Source organism: Actinoplanes sp. URMC 104 (assembly GCF_051386375.1).
Taxonomy (GTDB): domain Bacteria; phylum Actinomycetota; class Actinomycetes; order Mycobacteriales; family Micromonosporaceae; genus Actinoplanes.
Genome location: NZ_JBPQTO010000011.1, coordinates 2189207 through 2208725 on the forward strand (window position 1 = coordinate 2189207; position 19519 = coordinate 2208725).

The following is a 19519-nucleotide window of genomic DNA, read 5'->3' on the forward strand; positions in this document are numbered from 1 at the left end:
ACACCGACGCCCGGTCGAGGCTAGGCCCCCGACCGGGCGTCGTTGCTATGAGTCACCTGTGACCTTGCTGGACAGCCGGGTCAGACCGCGGCCTTGGCGCGCGAGCGCGTGGCGCGCGCCCGGGTCGCCGTGCCGGTGGCCGCCTTGGCCGCCGCGCCGTTGCCGCCCTTGCCCGCGGCGCCGTTGGCCTTGGCGGCGCGGGCGGTCGCGGCCGGGGACCCCTTGGCCTCGCCCTTGAGCCCGAGCATCGGCCGCAGGAACTGGCCGGTGTGGCTCTCGGGCACCTCGGCGATCTCCTCGGGCGTGCCGGTGGCCAGCACCAGGCCGCCCTTGCTCCCGCCCTCGGGGCCCATGTCGATCAGCCAGTCGGCGTTCTTGATCACGTCGAGGTTGTGCTCGATCGTGATCACGGTGTTGCCCTTGTCGACCAGGCCGTTGAGCACCAGCAGCAGCTTGCGGATGTCCTCGAAGTGCAGGCCGGTGGTCGGCTCGTCGAGCACGTAGACCGTGCGCCCGGTCGACCGCTTCTGCAGCTCGGAGGCCAGCTTGACGCGCTGGGCCTCGCCGCCGGACAGCGTCGGCGCGGGCTGGCCGAGACGCACGTAGCCCAGGCCGACGTCGACCAGCGTCCGCAGATGACGGTGGATCGCCGGGATGGCCGCGAAGAACTCCGCGGCCTCCTCGATCGGCATCTCCAGCACCTCGGAGATCGTGCGGCCCTTGTAGTGCACCTCGAGCGTCTCGCGGTTGTAGCGGGCGCCCTTGCACACCTCGCACGGCACGTAGACGTCCGGCAGGAAGTTCATCTCGATCTTGATCGTGCCGTCGCCGGAGCAGTTCTCGCAGCGGCCGCCCTTGACGTTGAACGAGAACCGGCCCGGGCCATAGCCGCGCACCTTGGCCTCGGTCGTCTCGGCGAACAGCTTGCGGATGTTGTCGAACACGCCCGTGTAGGTCGCGGGGTTGGACCGCGGGGTGCGGCCGATCGGCGACTGGTCGACGCCCACGACCTTGTCGACCTCCTCGAGGCCGGTGATGCGGGTGTGCCGCCCCGGCACCATGCGGGCGCCGTTGATCTGGTTGGCCAGCACCGTGTAGAGGATGTCGTTGACCAGCGTGGACTTGCCCGAGCCGCTCACCCCGGTGACGGCGATGAACTGCCCGAGCGGGAACCCGACGGTCAGTCCGCGCAGGTTGTGCTCGCGGGCGCCCTGCACCACCAGCTCGCGGCCGGGGGTCTGCGGGCGGCGGTGGGCCGGGGTCGGGATGCTCTTGCGGCCCGACAGGTAGGCGCCGGTCGGGGACTTCTCGTTCTTGAGCAGGCCCTCGACCGAGCCGCTGTGCACGATGTGGCCGCCGTGCTCACCCGCGCCGGGGCCGATGTCGACGATCCAGTCGGCGGTGCGGATCGTGTCCTCGTCGTGCTCGACGACGATCAGCGTGTTGCCCAGGTTGCGCAGCCGCACCAGGGTCTCGATGAGCCGGTGGTTGTCGCGCTGGTGCAGGCCGATCGACGGCTCGTCGAGCACGTAGAGCACGCCGACCAGGCCCGAGCCGATCTGGGTGGCCAGCCGGATGCGCTGCGCCTCGCCGCCCGAGAGCGTGCCGGCGCCGCGGTCGAGCGACAGGTAGTCGAGGCCGACGTCGACCAGGAAGCGCAGCCGGGCGTTGATCTCCTTGAGCACGCGCTCGGCGATCATCTTCTGCCGGTCGTCGAGCTCGATGCTCGCGAGCAGCTCGGCGCACTCGCCCACGGACAGGTTGCAGACCTCGGCGATGCTCTTGCCGGCGATCGTGACCGCGAGCACCTCGGGCTTGAGCCGCGTGCCGCCGCAGACCGGGCAGGGCACGTCGCGCATGTAGCCCTCGTACTTGTCGCGCGACCAGTCGCTCTCGGTGTCGCCGTGCCGCCGCTCGATCCACTGCACCACGCCCTCGAAGCCGGTGTAGTAGGAGCGCTCGCGGCCGTACTTGTTGCGGTAGCGGACGTGGACCTGGTCCTCCGCGCCGTGCAGGATCGTCTTCTGCACCCGCGAGGAGAGCTGGCGCCACGGGGTGTCGAGGCTGAACTTCTCGCTCTTGGCCAGCGCCTCGAGCAGGCGCAGGAAGTACTCCTGGGTCTGCCCGCCGGACCACGGCTGGATCGCGCCCTCGCGCAGGCTGCGCTCCTCGTCCGGGATGATCAGCTCGGGATCGACCTCTTTCTTGGTGCCCAGGCCGGTGCACTCGGGGCAGGCGCCGTAGGGCGCGTTGAACGAGAAGACGCGGGGCTCGAGGTCCTCGATCGCGAGCGGGTGGTCGTTGGGGCAGGCGAGGTGCTCGGAGAAGCGCCGCTCGCGGCCCGGGTCGTCCTCGGGCAGGTCGACGAACTCGAGCAGCACGATGCCGCCGGCCAGGCCGAGCGCGGACTCGATCGAGTCGGTGAGCCGCTGCTTGCTGCTCGGCTTGACGCTGAGCCGGTCGACCACCACCTCGATGGTGTGCTTCTCCTGCTTCTTGAGCTTCGGCGGCTCGGTCAGCGGGTGCACCACGCCGTCGACCCGGGCCCGCGCGTAGCCCTTGGCCTGCAGCTCGGCGAAGAGGTCGACGTACTCCCCCTTGCGGCCGCGGATGACCGGCGCGAGGACCATGAAGCGGGTGCCCTCGTCCATCGCGAGGACGCGGTCGACGATCTGCTGCGGGGTCTGCTTGCTGATGCGCTCGCCGCAGACCGGGCAGTGCGGGATGCCGGTGCGCGCGAACAGCAGACGCAGGTAGTCGTAGACCTCGGTGATCGTGCCGACCGTCGAGCGCGGGTTGCGCGAGGTCGACTTCTGGTCGATCGACACCGCCGGCGACAGGCCCTCGATGAAGTCGACGTCGGGCTTGTCCATCTGCCCGAGGAACTGCCGCGCGTACGACGAGAGCGACTCGACGTATCGCCGCTGCCCCTCGGCGAAGATCGTGTCGAACGCGAGGCTGGACTTGCCCGACCCGGACAGACCGGTGAACACGATCATGGCGTCGCGGGGCAGGTCCAAGCTGACGTCGCGCAGGTTGTGCTCGCGCGCGCCTCGAATAGTCAAACGGTCGGCCACCAGCCAGCCTCTCCGTACATGTGTTTGAGTCGAGCAAAGCCGCGGCCACTCTAGCCAGGGGGTACGACAAGTTTCGCCGTCGGCAGCGCCACCAGGGTGCAGCGCTTGTCACATGCCGCACATTCCCGCAGTCCGGGCGGGGAGAAACACAGCCGGCGTCACTCCTTGGGGGGAACCGGCAGATAGCGTACGTCCCAGATCCGCACGCCGCCCACCAGCTGTGACGGGCCCAGCGCCGAGGTGAGCGTGTCGAACAGCGGCCCGGGGTTGCGGCCGCCGGGCACCAGCACCACCACGCCCGCGCGCCAGAACACCAGGTCGGCCTTGATGCGCTCGCGGTCGGCATCGGTCAGCTTCGGCCGTAGCCCGTACTCGCGGACCCGCCACAGCAGCTCGGAGGTGAACCGCGGCGGCGCGCTCCACGACCCGGTGTCGTCGGCCGGCGGGTCGGCCGGGCCCATGAAGTAGCCGCGCGGCGTCGGGTAGTCGAAGTTCAGCAGCGTCGCCCAGCGCTGCCCGGTGCGCCCGGTGGTGACGTCGGGCAGCGGGACGGTGACCAGCGTGCGGTCGCCGGCCACGTACGGCTTGTAGGTGCCCTGCGTCAGGAACAGCGGCAGCGGCTCGCCGCCCACGATCGGCAGCGGCTTGGGGAACAGCGGCACCAGCGCCAGGACCAGGCCGACCTGCCACAGCCGCCGCCCGCGCGCTCCGAACCCGCGCGCCCGGTCGGTGGCCAGCGCGAGCAGCACCCCGGCGATGGTGGCGGGCACGATCGCGAACCGGGTCACGCTCACCAGGTCGATGATCGGCACGTGGCTGACCAGGCGGAACGGCATCGGGATGCCGGTGTCGTGGCCGAACACCTTGAGCGTGGGGCCGAGCGACGCGATCAGCAGGACGAACGCGGCGACCGCGGCCGCGCGGGCCGCCACCGAGCGCCACAGCACCACGACCGACGCGACGATGAGCACGAAGCCGACCGGCCCGAAGAACGTGTTGTCCTCGGTGCCGCTCACGCTCATCCGGCGGGTCAGCTCGGCGTTGCCGGCCAGCGACTGCCGCGCGAACCCGACGATCGAGGCCAGGTCGGTCGCGTACTGGTCGGGGGCGAACGGCTGGCCGTGGTAGTGGCCCTTGCCGAAGAACTGGTGCCACAGCGGGTAGGCGAGCAGCACCGCCGAGACCCCGGCCGCGACCCCGAGCCCGGCGAGCAGGTGCCGCGCGTCGCGCCGGGCCTGCTGCGGGGCCATCGCGGCGTACGCCAGCACGAAGACGCCCAGCGCGAGCGCCGTGAACAGCAGGCTCTCCTCGTTGATGAACACCTGCACGGTGATCAGCAGCCCGAGGATCACCCCGCCGCGCCGGGCCCGGCCGGGCTCGCGCAGCCGCAGCGCCTGCCAGACGATGAACGGCAGCACGTACTGGCTGACGAAGTTCAGGTGGCCGTTGGCGTGCGAGATCATCGCCGGGCAGAACCCGCACCACAGGCCGCCGATCCACGCGGCGAGCCGGCTGGTCACCAGGTGCCGGGAGAGGACCCAGTACCAGGCGTACGCCGTGCCGGCCAGGCCGAGCGTGAGGATCAGCGCCGCGGTGACCCCGCCGCCGAGGAAGTGCGTGACCGGGGCGAGCGGCAGCCCCAGCGCGAGCAGCGACGTGTTGGCCATCATGTTGACGCCGTCGGGCACGTTCAGCCGGTCGGTGAAGAACGGGTTCGCGCCGTCGAACACCACCCGTTCGGCGTGCGCGAGCATGAACAGGAAGATGCCGTGGTCGTCGTCGTTGCTCGCCAGCACGCGGCCGTTGGGGTCGCGCCAGAGCTGCACGAGCACCAGCACGGCCAGAACGGCGTAGCTCAGCGGCGCCCACAGGTCGGCCGGGAGACGCCGCCGGACCGGTGGCCCGGGCCGGGCCGGAGCCTGTTTCTCGACGACCTCATCCACCGCACGCACCGGTGCATTGTGACAGAGCGGTGCGTCAGGAACGCCTGCGCCGGTGCCCGGCGGCCCCGGCCAGACGGGCCGACTTGCGCGCCGATTCGACCTCGATCTCGTGCCGGAGCTTGCGCCAGCTCGCCAGCCGGCGCGGCGCCAGCAGCCCGTCGGCAATGGCCAGCGCCACCGCGCAGCCCGGCTCGGACTCGTGCCGGCAGTCGTCGAAGCGGCACCGCCCGGCCAGCGCCGCGATGTCGGCGAACGCCTTGTCGAGGCCCTCGGCGGTGTCGAGCAGGCCGACGCCCCGGATGCCCGGCGTGTCCAGCACCGCGCCGCCGGAGGGCAGCAGCACGAGGTTGCGGGAGGCGGTGGTGTGCCGGCCCTTGCCGTCGATGTCGCGGATCTGCTGCACCGGCATCACCGGGGTGCCGGCCAGCACGTTGACCAGCGTCGACTTGCCCGCGCCGGAGCGCCCGAGCAGGGCCAGCGTGCGGCCCCGACCGGCGTACGACCGCAGCTGCTCGACGCCCCGGCCGAGCCGCGCGCTCACCGCGAGCACGGGGACGTCGGGGGCCAGCCGCCCGACCTGGCGGGTCACCGCCGCGGGGTCGGCGCACGTGTCGGTCTTGGTGAGCACCAGCAGCGGCTGCGCGCCGGACTCCCAGGCGAGGGCCAGCAGCCGCTCGACGCGCGCGTCGTCGGGCTCGGGGTGCACGGGCTCGACGACGGCGACGGTGTCCATGTTCGCGGCGAGCACCTGACCGGTGCTGTCCTTGTCGGAGGTGCGCCGGATCAGGCACGTACGGCGTGGGAGCACGGCCTCGACCGTGACCCGGCGGTCGGGCCAGTGGCGCAGCACCACCCAGTCGCCGGCGCAGGGCAGCCGCGCGGGGTCGCGGGCGGCGCCCAGCAGCACACCCCCGGCCAGGCTGGCGCGGGTGACGCCGCTTGCGTCGAGCACGGTGCAGACGCCGCGGTCGGCGCGCAGCACACGGCCCGGGGTGGCATCGGTGCGGTCGAAGGGCCGGTAGGCGGAGGCGACGGACTCGTCCCAGCCGAGCCGGGACAGATCGTGCGACATGATTACCCGTTTCGCTGCAGGGGAGGGTGAAGGGACGCGGTGAACAGCACGTTCCCCACCTCCTTCGCGGGCTCGGCAGGCGCGTCAGCACAGACGGTACGGTCGCGGTCACCCCAGCGAAAGCGAATTCCGGTCCACTAGGGTTTGCTGCGTGACCCCGTCTCAGTTGTCGTGCCGTCCCGGCGCCCGCCTCCCACGGCGCGGTCCGTCATGACCATGGATCCGCTCGTCCTGCTCACCGACGTCGACCGGGCGACCGACGAGCTGCTGCGCACGGCCGCCGACCTCGACCCGGCGGCGGTGGGCAACCCTTCACTGCTGCCCGGCTGGACCATCGGGCACGTGCTGACCCACGTCGCCCGCAACGCCGACGCGCTGACCAACCTGCTGACCTGGGCACGCACCGGCGTCGAGACCCCGCCGTACGCGTCGCCGGAAGCCCGCGACGCGGCCATCGCCGAGGGCGCCGGCCGTCCGCTGCGCGAGCAGGTGTCGGACATCCGGGCCGCGCACGAGAGGTTCGCCGACGCGGGCGCGGCCATGCCGGCCGAGGCGTGGGCGTTCCCGCTGCCGACGCTCGGGCAGTCCGCCGCGGCCGTGCCGTGGACCAGGCTGCGCGAGGTCACCGTGCACCACGTCGACCTCGGGCTCGGCTACACCCCCGCCGACTGGTCCGACGCGTTCGCGCTGCGCCTGCTGCGGGAGGTCGTCACCGGCGCCGGCGACCAGTGGCCCGCGATGAAGCTGCGCCCGTACGGCATCGAACACGTGCTCACCATCGGCGCCGACCCCGACCCGCCGGTCGTCGGCGGCCCCACCAAGGCGCTCGCCGCGTGGCTGACCGGCCGGGCCGACGGCGCCGACCTGACCGTCTCGCCCGACGGCGAGCTCCCTGCCCCCGCGAGGTGGAAGTAGCCATGACCTACACCGGAGACGTCACCCGCGGCGGCGAGCCCGCCGTCCGCGAGCTCGGCGGCCTGACCATCACCAAGGTGTCGGTCGGCGAGATGGACAACAACGCCTACCTGCTGCGCAGCGGCGGCGAGCAGCTCCTGATCGACGCCGCCAACGACGCCCGCACCCTGATCGACCTGGTCGGCGACGCCGGCCTGCGCACGGTCGTGACCACCCACCGGCACGGCGACCACTGGCAGGCGCTGCAGGAGGTGGTCGCCGCGACCGGCGCCGAGTCGCTGGCGCACATCGACGACGCCCCCGAGATCCCGATCGTCAACCGCGACCTGCGCGAGGGCGAGCACATCACCGTCGGCGACGCCTCGCTCGAGGTGATCCACCTGGTCGGTCACACGCCCGGCTCGATCGCGCTGCTCTACCAGGACCCGCAGGGCACCGCCCACCTGTTCACCGGCGACAGCCTGTTCCCCGGCGGTGTCGGCAACACCCGCGGCAACAAGGCCAACTTCGCGTCGCTGATCAACGACGTGGAGCGCAAGCTGTTCGACCGCCTCCCCGACGACACCTGGTTCTACCCGGGCCACGGCCGCGACTCCACGCTCGGCGCCGAGCGGCCGTCGCTGCCGGAGTGGCGAGCCCGCGGCTGGTGACCCGACCTCTGTCCCTGTAGAGGTCGTTCTTTCTAGAGGTCGATGACGACCTTGCCGTGCACGTGCCGTCCGGCCTGCAGCTCGACCGCGGCGCCGATCTGCTCCACGGGAAAGGTTGCCGCGACGGGCACCCGGATCCGGCCCGTGGCGACCAGGCGGGCGATCTCCTCGAGGGCGCCCGGGGCGGCGTCGGCGCCGTTGGCCGGCGTGATGCCGTCGATCCGGGCCGCGATGGTGGTGATGCGCTTGTCGGGCACGCCCAGATCCCGTGCCGCCTGCACGGTGTCCGTGCCGTGCAGGTCGAGGGCGGCAGTGACGCCGCCGGGAGCCAATGCCCGGACCCGGTCGGCGAGGCCTTCGCCGTAGGTGACCGGCTCGGCCCCGAGGGCGAGCAGGGCCTCGGCCGACGCCGCCGACCCGGTGCCGATCACCCGCGCGCCCGCGAGGCGGGCGAGCTGGACGGCGAACACGCCGACTCCGCCGCCCGCGCCGCCGACCAGCACCGTGTCGCCCGGGCCCGGCTGGACCACGGCGAGAGCGGCGGCCGCCGTACAGCCCGCGATCGTCAGGGTGGCAGCGGTACGGTCGTCGACACCGTCCGGGGTGCGATGCGCGGCGCCGCCCGCCGCTGTGGTCCCGGCCACGTCGATGATCACGTGGTCGGCGATCGCGCGGGACAGGGCGCCGCCGAACACCCGGTCGCCGGCCGCGAACCCGGTCACGCCGGCGCCGACCTGATCGACGACGCCGGCGTAGTCGGTGCCGAACCCGCACGGCAGGCCCAGACCGAACCGGGCGGCGGTCCCGGCGTCGGAGGTCATGAACCAGTCCATCGGGTTCAGCCCGGCCGCGGTGACGCGGACGCGGATCTGCCCCGGACCGGCCTGCGGCACGGGCACCTCGCGCAGGCTCAGCATCTCGGGGCCGCCGAACGACCGGACGAACTGGACCGCTCGGCTGGGAGCCGGCGACGTGCCGACGTTCTGTTCCTGCATGCTCGTTCCCCTCCAGAAGCGGACTATGCTCCGTTTGTCGATCCGACCGTAACACAACCGGAGCGTGATCCGTTTTGGCCGAGGCAGAGAGCCGTCGATCCCGGGCGGACACGGCCCGCAACCGTGACCAGTTGCTGGCCGTGGCGACCCGGCTGTTCGCCACGGCCGGCGGCGAGCCGTCGATGCGCGCGATCGCCCACGAGGCCGGGGTCGGCATCGCCACCCTCTACCGGCACTTCCCCACCCGCGAGTCGCTGGTCGACGCGGTCTACCGGGACCAGGTCACGCGGCTCACCGCCGGCGCGCGGGAGCTGCTCGCCGAGCTCCCGGCGCCCGCGGCGCTGCGCCGCTGGATGGACCTGTTCGGAACCTGGATCGCCACCAAGAACGGCATGCTCGACACGCTGCTCGCCATGGTCGAGTCGGGCGAGATCGCCCATGCCGGGACCCGCACCGAGCTGCTCGCGGCCATCGACGGCTTCCTCGACGCCGGCCGGGCGGCGGGCGAGCTGCGCGCCGACGTCACCGCCGAGGACCTCGCCGCCAACCTCATCGGCATCTTCACCGTGGCCCACCCGCACCACCACGAGGCGAGGGCGGCCCGCCTGCTGGACATCCTGATGGACGGCCTGCGCACCGGATCCTGACCGAGCCGCCGCACCCGCGGGAGTGCTCACATCCGGCCGGTGGCGACCGATGAGCAACCCATGACACGTGTGCCGGCCGCGGCCGTGGCAGTGCTCGCGGCGATGGCCGGCCTGGTCTCGGTGCTGGCGCCGGACACCCAGGCGGCGTACGTCTCCTATCTCGTCACGTTCGGCGTGCTGGTCGCGCTGGCCTGGACGAGGTGGCGGGTCCTGCGAGGCCCGGCCCGGTCGGGGTACGCCTTCGTGGCGGCCGCGCTGTCGGTCTGGCTCGCCGGCGACGTGCTCCACGACGTGGCCGGCCGGGTCGTGGGTCAGCTGCCCGACGTGACGCCGTCCGACGCGTTGTGGATCGCGGGCTATCCGCTGCTGGCGGTGGGGCTGGTGCGGCTCACCCGGCTGCGCGCGCCGGGCCGCCTGCGGGAGGGCCTGCTCGACGGGCTCGCGATGGCGACCGTGGTGGCATGGCTGTTCTGGCAGTACCTGATCCTGCCGGCCGTCGTGCACGAGCACCTGTCGCTGACGGTGCTGTTCGCCGCGTTCTATCCGTTCGGGGACGTGCTGCTGTTCGCCGCCACCGCGGTGCTGGTGCTGGCGCCGGGCTCCAAGCGCGGCCCGACGCGCTATCTGGTCGCCGCGCTCGGGCTCACGCTCGCCGGCGACGTGGGGATCTCGACGCTTCCCGAGCTGCTGCCCGGGCTCGCCGGCCAGACCGACCGGCTCGACGGTGTGCTGCTTCTGGCCAACGGGCTGCTGGTGGCCGCGATGGCACACCCGGAGGCCGACCAGATCGCCGACGCCACGGGCGCCCAGCAGCGGCTGCACCCGGCACGGGTGGTCTTCCTCGGCATCGCGTTGCTCGTGCTGCCCGTGATGGCTGCCCTGCACAGCTTCGACAGCGTGCTCAGCCGGGTGTCGCTGGTGTGCTCGGTGGTGCTGCTGACGGCGCTCATCCTGGTGCGTTTCGTGCTGGTCCTGCGCGAGCAGGACCGGATCCGGGCGGCGCTGGCCCACCAGGTCGAGCACGACCCGCTGACCGGCCTGGCGAACCGGTCGGCGCTGCTGTCCCGGCTCGACGCGGCGCTGGCGCACCGGCGCGACGGCTACGGCCCCGTGGTGCTCTACCTCGACCTGAACGGCTTCAAGCAGGTCAACGACCGGCACGGGCACGCGGCCGGCGACGCCGTGCTGGTCGAGTTCGCCCGCCGGCTGACCGGCTGCCTACGTCCGGGCGACCTGGCCGCGCGGCTGGGCGGTGACGAGTTCGTGGTCCTCGCCACCGACGTGGCCGACGAGGCGGACGCCCGCGCCCTGGCCGACCGGATGCGCGACCTGGCCGCCGCGCCGGTCGTCCGCGGCGACGAGCAGTACCGCATCGGCGTGAGCGTCGGCCTGGCCGCCGCCGGCGCGACGGCGGAGGCGCGCACCGACGACCTGCTCGTGGCCGCCGACCACGCCATGTACGCCGAGAAGCCGGCCCGGCTCACCCCCGCCGGCCGCTGAGGCAGGCCGGCACACCTGTCCACTCGCGACCGTTCGCACCAGGCGGCCGGTTACAGCGCCTTCACCACTTCGGTCGATTCCATCGGCAGCGAGAACATCGGGAAGTCGTACGCGATCGCGTTGTCGTGCTCCTCGGGCGACGTCGCGGCCATGCAGTCGGTCAGCGTGATCACCCGGTAGCCGTTCTCGTACGCGCTGCGCATCGTCGACTCGACGCAGCAGTTCGTGAGGAAGCCGGCCAGCACGACGGTGTCGATGCCCTTGCTGCGCAGGATGAAGTCCAGGTTCGTGCTGGCGAACGTGTCGAGGCCGCGCTTGCCCTCCACCACGATGTCCCCGTCCACGGGCGCCAGGTCGTCGACGATCGCCGCGCCCCACGTCCCCTTCACGAACGCGTTCCCGTCCACCACCCCTTTCAAGATTCCGTACGGGTGGCGTCCCAGCTCCCCGAACCCCGCCGCGAACGTGATCGGCGCGTGCATGATCGTCACTCCCGCCGCCCGGGCGGCCTCCACGAACGCCCGCGTCCTCGGCAACATCCCCGTCTTGTCCATCACGGCCGCGACGGCCGGGTGCAGCACGCCACCCTCCGACGTGAACTCGTTCTGATACTCGATCAGCACCACCGCCGTCCTGGCCGGCTCCAACCGCAGCGTCTCGCTCATGTCGCCCCTTCCGTTGTGGCTCCCGTCACTCCCCCACGCAAACACGCCCGCCGCCGTGCTGACAAGACGCGGAGAACCCTGCACCGCTGTTCCGGAGGTCACCGTCGCCGACCGCCTTTGTGGACAACCCGCTTTTTCTTGCCAGCCGCTTCCTGCGCGCAGCTCACCGCACCCGCGCCGTTCACGCCGGCATGGCTCGCCGCCCCGCGACTGACATGGCACAGCACGCAGCGACCACACAGGTGCCCGAGGACCCCACCCACCCCTCAGCCCTCAGCAGAAGGGGAAGGTCGAGACCCACGGGTCTGGATAGGCTGAGGACGCCTCGCAGGGCGGCCGCGCCGGTCCGGAAAGCGCGCTCCCCTACTCGGGGCGTCGGGAGGTATGCGGTGGAGATGCGGCACGATCCGATGCGCTGGGGGCAGCCTCCGCAGCAGCCGCCGGAGCCGTGGCAGCAGGCCGGCGGCCCGGGGCTGCCGGGATGGCTCGAGGAGAAGCTGTTCGACCAGCGGATCGTGATGGTCCGGGGTCAGCTCACCGCCGAGGGCGCCACCGGCATCGCGGCGGCGCTCATGACTCTGGACGCGGCGGGGTCGACGCCGGTGCAACTGCATGTGGCCAGCCCGGGCGGGGAGCTCGGTGCGGCCCTGTCGGTCATCGACGTGATCGACTCGATGGCGGCGCCCGTGCAGGTGGTGGTCACGTCGCAGGTGGGCGGGGCGGTGGTGGCGCTGCTGGCCGCGGCGGAGCGGCGGGCCGCCTATCGGCACGCGCGGTTCCGGCTCAACGAGCCGCGGTCGTCGGGGGTGACCGGCACGGCGGACGAGGTGGCGCGGGCCGCGGGGCAGCACCTGCGCGAGCTCGAGGAGATCACGCTGCGGCTCGTGGAGATCACCGGGCAGTCGCGCAGCCGGATCGAGGACGACATGTCCGCCGGGCGCAGCCTGACGGCGCAGGAGGCCCTGGAGTACGGGCTGATCACCGAAATCGTCGGCAAGGCATGAATCAAAAGGGGACATGAAAAACGGGCCCCGGGAACAAACCCGGGGCCCGTTTCACGAGGTGCGTCAGGCGGAGACCTTCACGCCCATGGAGCGGGCGGTGCCGGAGACGATCTGGATCGCGGCGTCGAGGTCGTTGGCGTTGAGGTCGGGGAGCTTGCGCTCGGCGATCTCGCGGACCTGCGTGGCGCTCAGCGTGCCGACGGTCTGGGTCAGCGGGTTCGACGCGCCCGACTGGATGCCCAGAGCCTTGCGGATCAGGAAGCTGGTCGGCGGCGTCTTGTACTGCAGCGTGTGGCTGCGGTCCTCGTAGACGCTGACGATGACCGGGATGATCTCGCCACGGTTCTTCGCCGTCGCCTCGTCGTACTCGACCTTGACCGCACGCATGTTGGCCCCGGTCGGACCAAGCATCTTGCCGAGGTCGACCATCGCGGCGTTACCCGCCTCAAGCGCGAGGGTTACCTCATGGGTCTTCTTCTTGGGCGGCATTGCGTAGGGCTCCTTAGGGTGAGCTGCACAAGCTTCGGTAGCAGCTCGCCAGCTTCATCAACACACGACAACCCCGAGACCTTACTACCGCGCCGGGGAGCCGGTCAAAATGCGCGCCGGGGAGCCGGTCGAACGGTGGGTCTCGGGTACCGGGTCCAGTGTATCTCGCCGCTCAGTACTGGTCGCACTGGCATCGCCGCATCAGCGCGCGCACCGCCGCGACGTACTCCGGGTTGGGCAGGGTCTTGGACTCCGCGGCCTGCTCGAGGGTGCCGGAGCCGGCGTTGTAGCCCGAGATCACCACGTTGAGCAGGCACCACGAGGTGTCGGACTTGCACTTGCTCGAGTTCAGGTTGTAGTTGCTCTTGAAGTAGTTGTACCCGGCCCACTTCGTCAGCCACGCGAGGTAGTTCGCGCCCACGAACGCGTTGTCCTTGTACTGCGTGGGGTCGTACGCCAGCCCGAACCGATTGTTGATCATGTCGACCGTGTCGGGCATGACCTGCATGACGCCCATGCCGCCGTCGCAGTTGTGGATGTTGGTCTGCCAGCCGCTCTCCTGCCAGGCGACGGCCTTGACGAGCGGATAGTTCAACTTCAAGGTCGGAGCTTCCGTACGCCAGTAGACGCGCGCCGACGCCGTCTTGAGCGCGGCCTTGACCTTCTTCTTCGACACCGGCTTGGTCTTGTCGTAGTGCGCGCAGTCGGGCAGCTGGCTCCAGAACGCGGGCTGGGTCGGCTCGGCCGCCTCGGTGGTCGGCTTCTTGGACGGCTTCCTGCTCGTACGCGCGGCCGGCGTCGTCGGCGCGGGCGACGGCGCCTCGGTCACCTCGGCGATCGGCTCCGGCTCGTCGGACGGCGTCAGCGTCTCCTCGGCCGTGGGCGGCGCGGCCACCGGGTCGTCGTTGCCCCGCACCAAGCCGCATCCCGTGGCGATGAGCAGAGCGACGACCGCCGCGCCGACTTTCAGACCTCGCGCCATCGACCGGACCTTCCTCCCCGTTCACATTTGCTGCTCAGGCACCCTAGACCTTTGTGCGGTCCCGCGCTGACCCCCTCGAACCGGGGCGGAAACGTCGATGGACCCCGGCCCTCGACCGCAACCAACACCGGGGACAATGGGTGTATGCAGACCCGCACCGACCTACGCAACGTCGCCATCATCGCTCACGTCGACCATGGCAAAACCACCCTGGTCGACGCCATGTTGCGCCAGGGCAGCCAGTCCCACGCACGCGGCGAGATGGCCGACCGCGTCATGGACTCCATGGACCTGGAGCGGGAAAAGGGCATCACCATTCTCGCCAAGAACACGGCGATCAGCTACCAGCCCGCCGAGGGTGACCCCGTCACCATCAACATCATCGACACCCCCGGCCACGCCGACTTCGGCGGCGAGGTCGAGCGCGGCCTCACCATGGTCGACGGCGTCGCCCTGCTCGTCGACGCCTCCGAGGGCCCGCTGCCGCAGACGCGGTTCGTGCTGCGCAAGGCGCTGGCGGCCAAGCTGCCGATCATTCTGATCATCAACAAGGTCGACCGCCCCGACGCGCGCATCAAGGAGGTCGTCGACGAGACGTACGAGCTCTTCCTCGACCTCGACGCCGACGAGCACCAGATCGAGTTCCCCATCGTCTACGCGTGCGCGCGTGACGGCATCGCCTCGCTGACCCAGCCCAAGGACGGCACCGTCCCCGAGGACAGCAACAACCTCGAGGTGCTGTTCAGCACGATCCTCGAGACCATCCCCGCGCCCACCTACACCGAGGGCGCGCCGCTGCAGGCCCACGTCGTCAACCTCGACGCGTCGCCGTTCCTCGGCCGCCTCGCGCTCTGCCGCGTGCACGAGGGCACGATCCGCAAGGGTCAGACGGTTGCCTGGTGCAAGACCGACGGCACGGTCAGCAACGTCCGCATCTCCGAGCTGCTGATCACCGAGGGCCTGGAGCGCAAGCCTGCCGAGAGCGCGGGCCCGGGCGACATCATGGCCGTCGCCGGCATCGCCGACATCATGATCGGTGAGACCCTGGCCGACGCCGAGAACCCCAAGCCGCTGCCGCTGATCACCGTCGACGAGCCGGCCATCTCGATGGTCCTGGGCACCAACACGTCGCCCATGGTCGGCCGGGTCAAGGGCAGCAAGGTCACGGCCCGCATGGTCAAGGACCGGCTCGACAAGGAGCTCGTCGGCAACGTCTCGCTGCGGGTGCTGCCCACCGACCGGCCGGACGCCTGGGAGGTGCAGGGCCGGGGCGAGCTCGCGCTGGCCATCCTGGTCGAGCAGATGCGCCGGGAGTCGTACGAGCTGACCGTCGGCAAGCCGCAGGTGGTCACCAAGGTCATCGACGGCAAGGTGCACGAGCCGGTCGAGCGGCTCACCATCGACGCCCCGGACGAGTACATGGGCGCGATCACCCAGCTGCTGTCCACCCGCAAGGGCCGGATGGAGGAGCTCATCAACCACGGCACCGGCTGGCTGCGCATGGAGTGGCTGGTGCCCGCCCGCGGCCTCATCGGCTTCCGTACGGAGTTCCTCACCGAGACCCGCGGCACCGGCATCATGCACCACCTCTTCGAGGGGTACGAGCCCTGGTTCGGCGAGCTGCGCACCCGCAACAACGGGTCGCTCGTGGCCGACCGGGCCGGCGTCGTCACGGCGTTCGCGATGACGAACCTGCAGGAGCGCGGTCAGCTGTTCGTCGAGCCCACCACCGAGGTGTACGAGGGCATGATCGTCGGCGAGAACTCCCGCGCCGACGACATGGACGTCAACATCACCAAGGAGAAGAAGCTCACCAACATGCGCTCGTCGACCGCCGACGAGACCGAGAAGCTGATCCCGCCGCGCAAGCTGTCGCTGGAGCAGGCGCTCGAGTTCTGCCGCGAGGACGAGTGCGTCGAGGTGACCCCCTCGGCCGTACGCATCCGCAAGGTCATCCTCGACCAGCAGACCCGCGGCCGGCAGGCGGCCCGCCGCAAGCACCAGTCGCAGTAACAGCCCATACGAGACGGGGGGCCGGGATCATCCCGGCCCCCCGTTGTCACACCTGGGTCAGTTCGCGTTTCTTGTCGCGCGACGACTTCATGAGGCTCAGCGCCGTGGCGATGCCCAGCGTGCCGATGATGATCAGCAGCGAGAGCCAGATCGGGATCTCCGGCGCCCAGCCCACGTGGTGGCCGCCGTTGATGAACGGGACGCTGTTGGTGTGCAGCGCCTCGAGGAACAGCTTCACGCCGATGAAGGCGAGCACCGCCGACAGGCCGTAGTTGAGGTACACCAGCCGCTCGAGCAGGCCGCCGAGCAGGAAGTACAGCTGCCGCAGACCCATCAGCGCGAACACGTTCGCGGTGAAGACCAGGTACGGCTCCTTGGTGATGCCGAAGATCGCCGGGATCGAGTCGAGCGCGAACAGCAGGTCGGTGGTGCCGATCGCAATCGTCACGATGAGCATCGGCGTGACCATGCGCTTGCCGGTCTCGAGGACCACGGTCATCCGGCCGCTGTCGAACGACGAGGTCACCGGCAGCGCGCGCCGGGCCCAGCGGATCAGCACGTTCTCCTTGAAGTCCTCCTCGTCGTTCTCACCCTCCTTGAGCAGGGTGACCGCCGTGTAGACCAGGAACGCGCCGAAGATGTAGAAGACCCACGAGAACTGCGAGATCAGCGCGGCGCCGGCGGCGATGAAGGCGCCACGCATCAGCAGCGCCAGCACGATGCCGATGAGCAGCACCTTCTGCTGGAACTTCCGCGGTACGGCGAACCGCGCCATGATGATCATGAAGATGAACAGGTTGTCGACGCTGAGCGAGTACTCCGTCAGCCAGCCCGTGTAGAACTCGGCGGCGTACTGCCCGCCGGCGAAGGCCCAGATGCCGGCGCCGAACGCCAGCGCGAGCGCGATGTAGAAAGCGACCCAGCCGCCCGACTCCTTCATCGAAGGCTCGTGCGGTCGCCGGCCGATGATCAGCAGATCGACGGCCAGAACGGCGAGGACGGCAACCAGGGTGACGATCCACACCCAGGCGGAGATGTTCAACGAGGACCTCCGGCAGACACGGTTCGGCGCTGCGCCCGCACCGGGGGTTGGCGTCGGGTACAGCGTCGTGCGACTGTCGGAGGTCTCTTCCGCCGCCCCGGAGGACGACCACCGGCCCCGGGCGCGCCCTCAAGGGGGTGGACGCTCCGTGTTGACGAGACCGGTGCGGGGGAATACTCCCCTCCTACGACCGCCATTGTGTCGCATCGAACGGCACAACGGCAGAGCACCCTGGCAAACCGTGTCGAGTCTCTCCCCCACATTCGTCACCGGCTGCTCACCTTCACGCTACCCCCCACGGCTCACATTTGCGCTGTTCACTGCCCGATGGCTTCCTAGGAGGCTAGTTCGATTGCCTCTGTGGCAGGCTGCGCGCATGGTTCTCGAAGTCGCACTGATCGACATCACGCCCGGCGCGGAGGACGCGTTCGCCGCCGCCTACCAGGCCGCCCGGCCCATCCTCGCCACCACACCCGGATGCCGGTCGGTGCGGATGACCCGCGGCGTCGAGTCGCCCTCGCGTTTCGTGCTGCTGGTCGAGTGGGACAGCGTCGAGGCGCACACCGAGAACTTCCGCAACACCGACCGGTTCTCCCAGTGGCGCGGCCGGATCGGCCAGTACTTCGCCAACCCGCCGCTGGTCGAGCACTTCCTCGACGTCCCCGCCGACAGCAACGGCTCCGCGGACTGACCGCTCACCCCGAGGCGGCCGAGCACTCGGTCGGAGGCCCGAGCGTTTCAGTCGAGGGGCTGCCCGACCGCTCGCCCAGGGCCGGCCGAATGCGCGGGACACGCCGAATTCTCGCTCGACGACGGCCGGGGCTCGAGGACAGCCGGCGCTCCAGGATGGCCGAGCGCTCACGGCGGGCCGAACGGGCTCAGGAGGCTGAGAGCGGAGCCCAGGGTCAAGGCGGGCCAAGGGCACAGAGCGGGGCCCATAGTTAACGGGGGTCGAAGGCTCAGGCCCGACCGACGGCAACAGCGGGGCTCACTTAAAGGCGGGCCGAAGGCTTTGGCCGGGCCGAGGCTCATTCGGAGGGATGCCCGACCGCTCGCCCTGGGCCGGCAGAACGCACAGGACCGGTTGCGTCCACTGAAGTGGTGTATGACCTGGTCTTTCCCGGTGCATGAAGGCGGCCATCGCAGATCCTTCGGATTGTCTGAAGATCACGAAGGAGAGACCTGCGATGGCCGCAGAACCGAGTTTGAACGTCGCGCAGCTGTTGCGCGAGCATCTTCAATCGGCGAGCCCTGATCTGTTGCGGGCGATGGTGAAAACCTTCGCCGATGTGCTGATGTCGGCCGAGGTCGACGCGGTGTGCGGGGCCGAGTACGGCGAACGCAGCGACGACAGAGTCAACTCGCGGAACGGCTACCGGCACCGCGACTGGGACACCCGGGTCGGCACCGTCGAGCTGTCCATCCCCAAGCTGCGATCGGGCTCCTATTTCCCGGACTGGTTGCTGCAGCACCGCCGCCGCGCCGAACAAGCCCTCGTCTCGGTGGTCGCGACCAGCTATCTGCTCGGGGTGTCGACGCGGCGGGTGGAGAAACTGGTCGAGCAACTCGGCATCAAGCAGTTGTCCAAGTCGCAGGTCTCGGAGATGGCCCGGCATCTCGACGCCCAGGTCGAAGCATTCCGCAACCGGCCACTGGACACCGGGCCTTACACGTTCGTCTGGGTCGACGCGCTGGTCATCAAGGTCCGCGAGGGTGGCCGCACCATCAACGTCCACGCGTTGATCGCGGTCGGGGTCAACGCTGACGGCGGCCGCGAAGTATTGGGCCTGGAGATTTCCAGCGATGAGGACGGTGCCGGCTGGCTGGCGTTCCTGCGCAGCCTGACCGCCCGCGGGCTATCCGGGGTCCGGCTCGTGGTCTCCGACGCTCACCGCGGTCTCGTGACCGCGATCGGCGCTGCCCTGCCGGGTGCGGGCTGGCAGCGCTGCCGCACTCACTACCTGCGCAACCTGCTCGCCAAAGTTCCCAAAAGCGCGCAGCCGTGGGTTGCCACGCTGGTCCGCACCGTCTTCGACCAGCCCGACACCGACGAGGTGAAAGCCCAGTTCGCCCGCGTGCTCGACACCATCGGCGACAAGTTCCCCGACGCCGCCGAACATCTCGACGACGCCCAAGCCGACCTGCTCGCCTTCACTGCGTTCCCGCGCGAGCTGTGGCGTCAGATCTGGTCCAACAATCCGCAGGAACGCTTGAACAAGGAAATCCGGCGGCGCACCGACGTCGTCGGGATCTTCCCGAACCGGGCCGCGATCATCCGCCTCGTCGGCGCCGTGCTCGCTGAGCAGACCGATGAATGGGTCGAAGGCCGCCGCTACATGGGCCTGGACCTGCTCCGCAAAGCCCGCCTCACACCCATCCCTAGCAGCCAAGACACCGAAGCTGACCAACCCGCCGAGATCGCCGCATAACATCAACCCACACGGATCAGCGATGGGCCGACTCTTACACCACGCCCGTGGACGCGACCCACAGGACCAGCCGAGCGCTCACTCAACACCGGCCGA

16 protein-coding genes are annotated in these 19519 nt (G+C 70.5%); 8 read left to right on the forward strand and 8 right to left on the reverse strand.

The window, feature by feature from the left end; genetic code table 11:
• Positions 1-80: 80 nt before the first annotated feature.
• From uvrA to rsgA, 3 genes are all read right to left on the reverse strand, one after another.
• Positions 81-3077 carry an excinuclease ABC subunit UvrA gene (gene uvrA, locus ACSNN8_RS35945; RefSeq protein WP_436654631.1) on the reverse strand — a complete coding sequence of 999 codons (2997 nt, stop codon included), beginning with the start codon at positions 3075-3077 and terminating at the stop codon, positions 81-83.
• 158 nt (positions 3078-3235) lie between these two features.
• Entirely contained in the window at positions 3236-5029 is a 1794-nt protein-coding gene (locus ACSNN8_RS35950; protein ID WP_436654632.1) for a hypothetical protein, read from the reverse strand.
• 25 nt (positions 5030-5054) lie between these two features.
• Positions 5055-6092 (reverse strand): ribosome small subunit-dependent GTPase A, encoded by a 1038-nt coding sequence (gene rsgA, locus ACSNN8_RS35955; RefSeq protein ID WP_436654633.1) that lies wholly within the window; start codon positions 6090-6092, stop codon positions 5055-5057.
• 210 nt (positions 6093-6302) lie between these two features.
• Between rsgA and ACSNN8_RS35960 the strand changes: the two genes are divergently transcribed.
• Together ACSNN8_RS35960 and ACSNN8_RS35965 are read left to right on the forward strand one after the other, a co-directional pair.
• Positions 6303-7007, forward strand: a complete 705-nt coding sequence (locus ACSNN8_RS35960) for a maleylpyruvate isomerase family mycothiol-dependent enzyme (RefSeq protein WP_436654634.1) — start codon at positions 6303-6305, stop codon at positions 7005-7007.
• A gap of 2 nt (positions 7008-7009) precedes the next feature.
• Positions 7010-7657, forward strand: a complete 648-nt coding sequence (locus ACSNN8_RS35965; RefSeq protein ID WP_436654635.1) for an MBL fold metallo-hydrolase — start codon at positions 7010-7012, stop codon at positions 7655-7657.
• A 32-nt stretch (positions 7658-7689) separates the two neighbouring features.
• Here the strand turns inward: ACSNN8_RS35965 and ACSNN8_RS35970 are convergent, their stop codons facing one another.
• Positions 7690-8652 (reverse strand): alcohol dehydrogenase catalytic domain-containing protein, encoded by a 963-nt coding sequence (locus ACSNN8_RS35970; protein WP_436654636.1) that lies wholly within the window; start codon positions 8650-8652, stop codon positions 7690-7692.
• 74 nt (positions 8653-8726) lie between these two features.
• On the opposite strand from ACSNN8_RS35970, the gene ACSNN8_RS35975 reads away from it, so the two are divergent.
• Both ACSNN8_RS35975 and ACSNN8_RS35980 read left to right on the forward strand, forming a co-directional pair.
• Positions 8727-9299, forward strand: a complete 573-nt coding sequence (locus ACSNN8_RS35975) for a TetR/AcrR family transcriptional regulator (RefSeq protein WP_436654637.1) — start codon at positions 8727-8729, stop codon at positions 9297-9299.
• A gap of 60 nt (positions 9300-9359) precedes the next feature.
• Positions 9360-10799, forward strand: coding sequence for a diguanylate cyclase domain-containing protein (locus tag ACSNN8_RS35980; RefSeq protein ID WP_436654638.1), 1440 nt, complete (start codon positions 9360-9362; stop codon positions 10797-10799).
• A 50-nt stretch (positions 10800-10849) separates the two neighbouring features.
• Here the strand turns inward: ACSNN8_RS35980 and ACSNN8_RS35985 are convergent, their stop codons facing one another.
• Complete coding sequence (locus ACSNN8_RS35985) at positions 10850-11464, reverse strand: cysteine hydrolase (protein ID WP_436654639.1); 615 nt, start codon at positions 11462-11464, stop codon at positions 10850-10852.
• Positions 11465-11859: 395 nt separating this feature from the next.
• Between ACSNN8_RS35985 and ACSNN8_RS35990 the strand changes: the two genes are divergently transcribed.
• Positions 11860-12468, forward strand: a complete 609-nt coding sequence (locus ACSNN8_RS35990) for an ATP-dependent Clp protease proteolytic subunit (RefSeq protein WP_436654640.1) — start codon at positions 11860-11862, stop codon at positions 12466-12468.
• Positions 12469-12531: 63 nt separating this feature from the next.
• Here the strand turns inward: ACSNN8_RS35990 and ACSNN8_RS35995 are convergent, their stop codons facing one another.
• Positions 12532-12957, reverse strand: a complete 426-nt coding sequence (locus ACSNN8_RS35995; protein WP_436654641.1) for an uL11 family ribosomal protein — start codon at positions 12955-12957, stop codon at positions 12532-12534.
• 172 nt (positions 12958-13129) lie between these two features.
• Positions 13130-13939, reverse strand: coding sequence for a transglycosylase SLT domain-containing protein (locus tag ACSNN8_RS36000; RefSeq protein WP_436654642.1), 810 nt, complete (start codon positions 13937-13939; stop codon positions 13130-13132).
• A 144-nt stretch (positions 13940-14083) separates the two neighbouring features.
• On the opposite strand from ACSNN8_RS36000, the gene typA reads away from it, so the two are divergent.
• Positions 14084-15952, forward strand: a complete 1869-nt coding sequence (gene typA, locus ACSNN8_RS36005; protein ID WP_436654643.1) for a translational GTPase TypA — start codon at positions 14084-14086, stop codon at positions 15950-15952.
• Positions 15953-15998: 46 nt separating this feature from the next.
• On the opposite strand, the gene ACSNN8_RS36010 is transcribed toward typA, so the two are convergent.
• The gene (locus ACSNN8_RS36010) at positions 15999-16988 is read right to left on the reverse strand and encodes a TerC family protein (protein WP_436655543.1); all 990 of its coding nucleotides are present in this window, start codon (positions 16986-16988) and stop codon (positions 15999-16001) included.
• Positions 16989-17370: 382 nt separating this feature from the next.
• Between ACSNN8_RS36010 and ACSNN8_RS36015 the strand changes: the two genes are divergently transcribed.
• Together ACSNN8_RS36015 and ACSNN8_RS36020 are read left to right on the forward strand one after the other, a co-directional pair.
• On the forward strand, positions 17371-17685 hold the full coding sequence (locus ACSNN8_RS36015) for an antibiotic biosynthesis monooxygenase family protein (RefSeq protein WP_436654644.1): 315 nt from the start codon (positions 17371-17373) through the stop codon (positions 17683-17685).
• Between the two features lie 496 nt (positions 17686-18181).
• On the forward strand, positions 18182-19423 hold the full coding sequence (locus ACSNN8_RS36020) for an IS256 family transposase (RefSeq protein ID WP_436654645.1): 1242 nt from the start codon (positions 18182-18184) through the stop codon (positions 19421-19423).
• Positions 19424-19519 lie beyond the last annotated feature (96 nt).

Excerpts from the sequence above, each read along its gene's own strand:
- ACSNN8_RS36020 (WP_436654645.1), top strand. The coding sequence starts at position 18,182 with ATGGCCGCAGAACCGAGTTTGAACGTCGCGCAGCTGTTGCGCGAGCAT.
- ACSNN8_RS35960 (WP_436654634.1), top strand. The coding sequence starts at position 6,303 with ATGACCATGGATCCGCTCGTCCTGCTCACCGACGTCGACCGGGCGACC.
- typA (WP_436654643.1), top strand. The coding sequence starts at position 14,084 with ATGCAGACCCGCACCGACCTACGCAACGTCGCCATCATCGCTCACGTC.
- ACSNN8_RS35965 (WP_436654635.1), top strand. The coding sequence starts at position 7,010 with ATGACCTACACCGGAGACGTCACCCGCGGCGGCGAGCCCGCCGTCCGC.
- ACSNN8_RS35995 (WP_436654641.1), bottom strand. The coding sequence starts at position 12,957 with ATGCCGCCCAAGAAGAAGACCCATGAGGTAACCCTCGCGCTTGAGGCG.
- ACSNN8_RS36000 (WP_436654642.1), bottom strand. The coding sequence starts at position 13,939 with ATGGCGCGAGGTCTGAAAGTCGGCGCGGCGGTCGTCGCTCTGCTCATC.
- ACSNN8_RS35990 (WP_436654640.1), top strand. The coding sequence starts at position 11,860 with ATGCGGCACGATCCGATGCGCTGGGGGCAGCCTCCGCAGCAGCCGCCG.
- ACSNN8_RS35980 (WP_436654638.1), top strand. The coding sequence starts at position 9,360 with ATGACACGTGTGCCGGCCGCGGCCGTGGCAGTGCTCGCGGCGATGGCC.
- rsgA (WP_436654633.1), bottom strand. The coding sequence starts at position 6,092 with ATGTCGCACGATCTGTCCCGGCTCGGCTGGGACGAGTCCGTCGCCTCC.
- ACSNN8_RS35970 (WP_436654636.1), bottom strand. The coding sequence starts at position 8,652 with ATGCAGGAACAGAACGTCGGCACGTCGCCGGCTCCCAGCCGAGCGGTC.
- ACSNN8_RS35985 (WP_436654639.1), bottom strand. The coding sequence starts at position 11,464 with ATGAGCGAGACGCTGCGGTTGGAGCCGGCCAGGACGGCGGTGGTGCTG.
- ACSNN8_RS36015 (WP_436654644.1), top strand. The coding sequence starts at position 17,371 with ATGGTTCTCGAAGTCGCACTGATCGACATCACGCCCGGCGCGGAGGAC.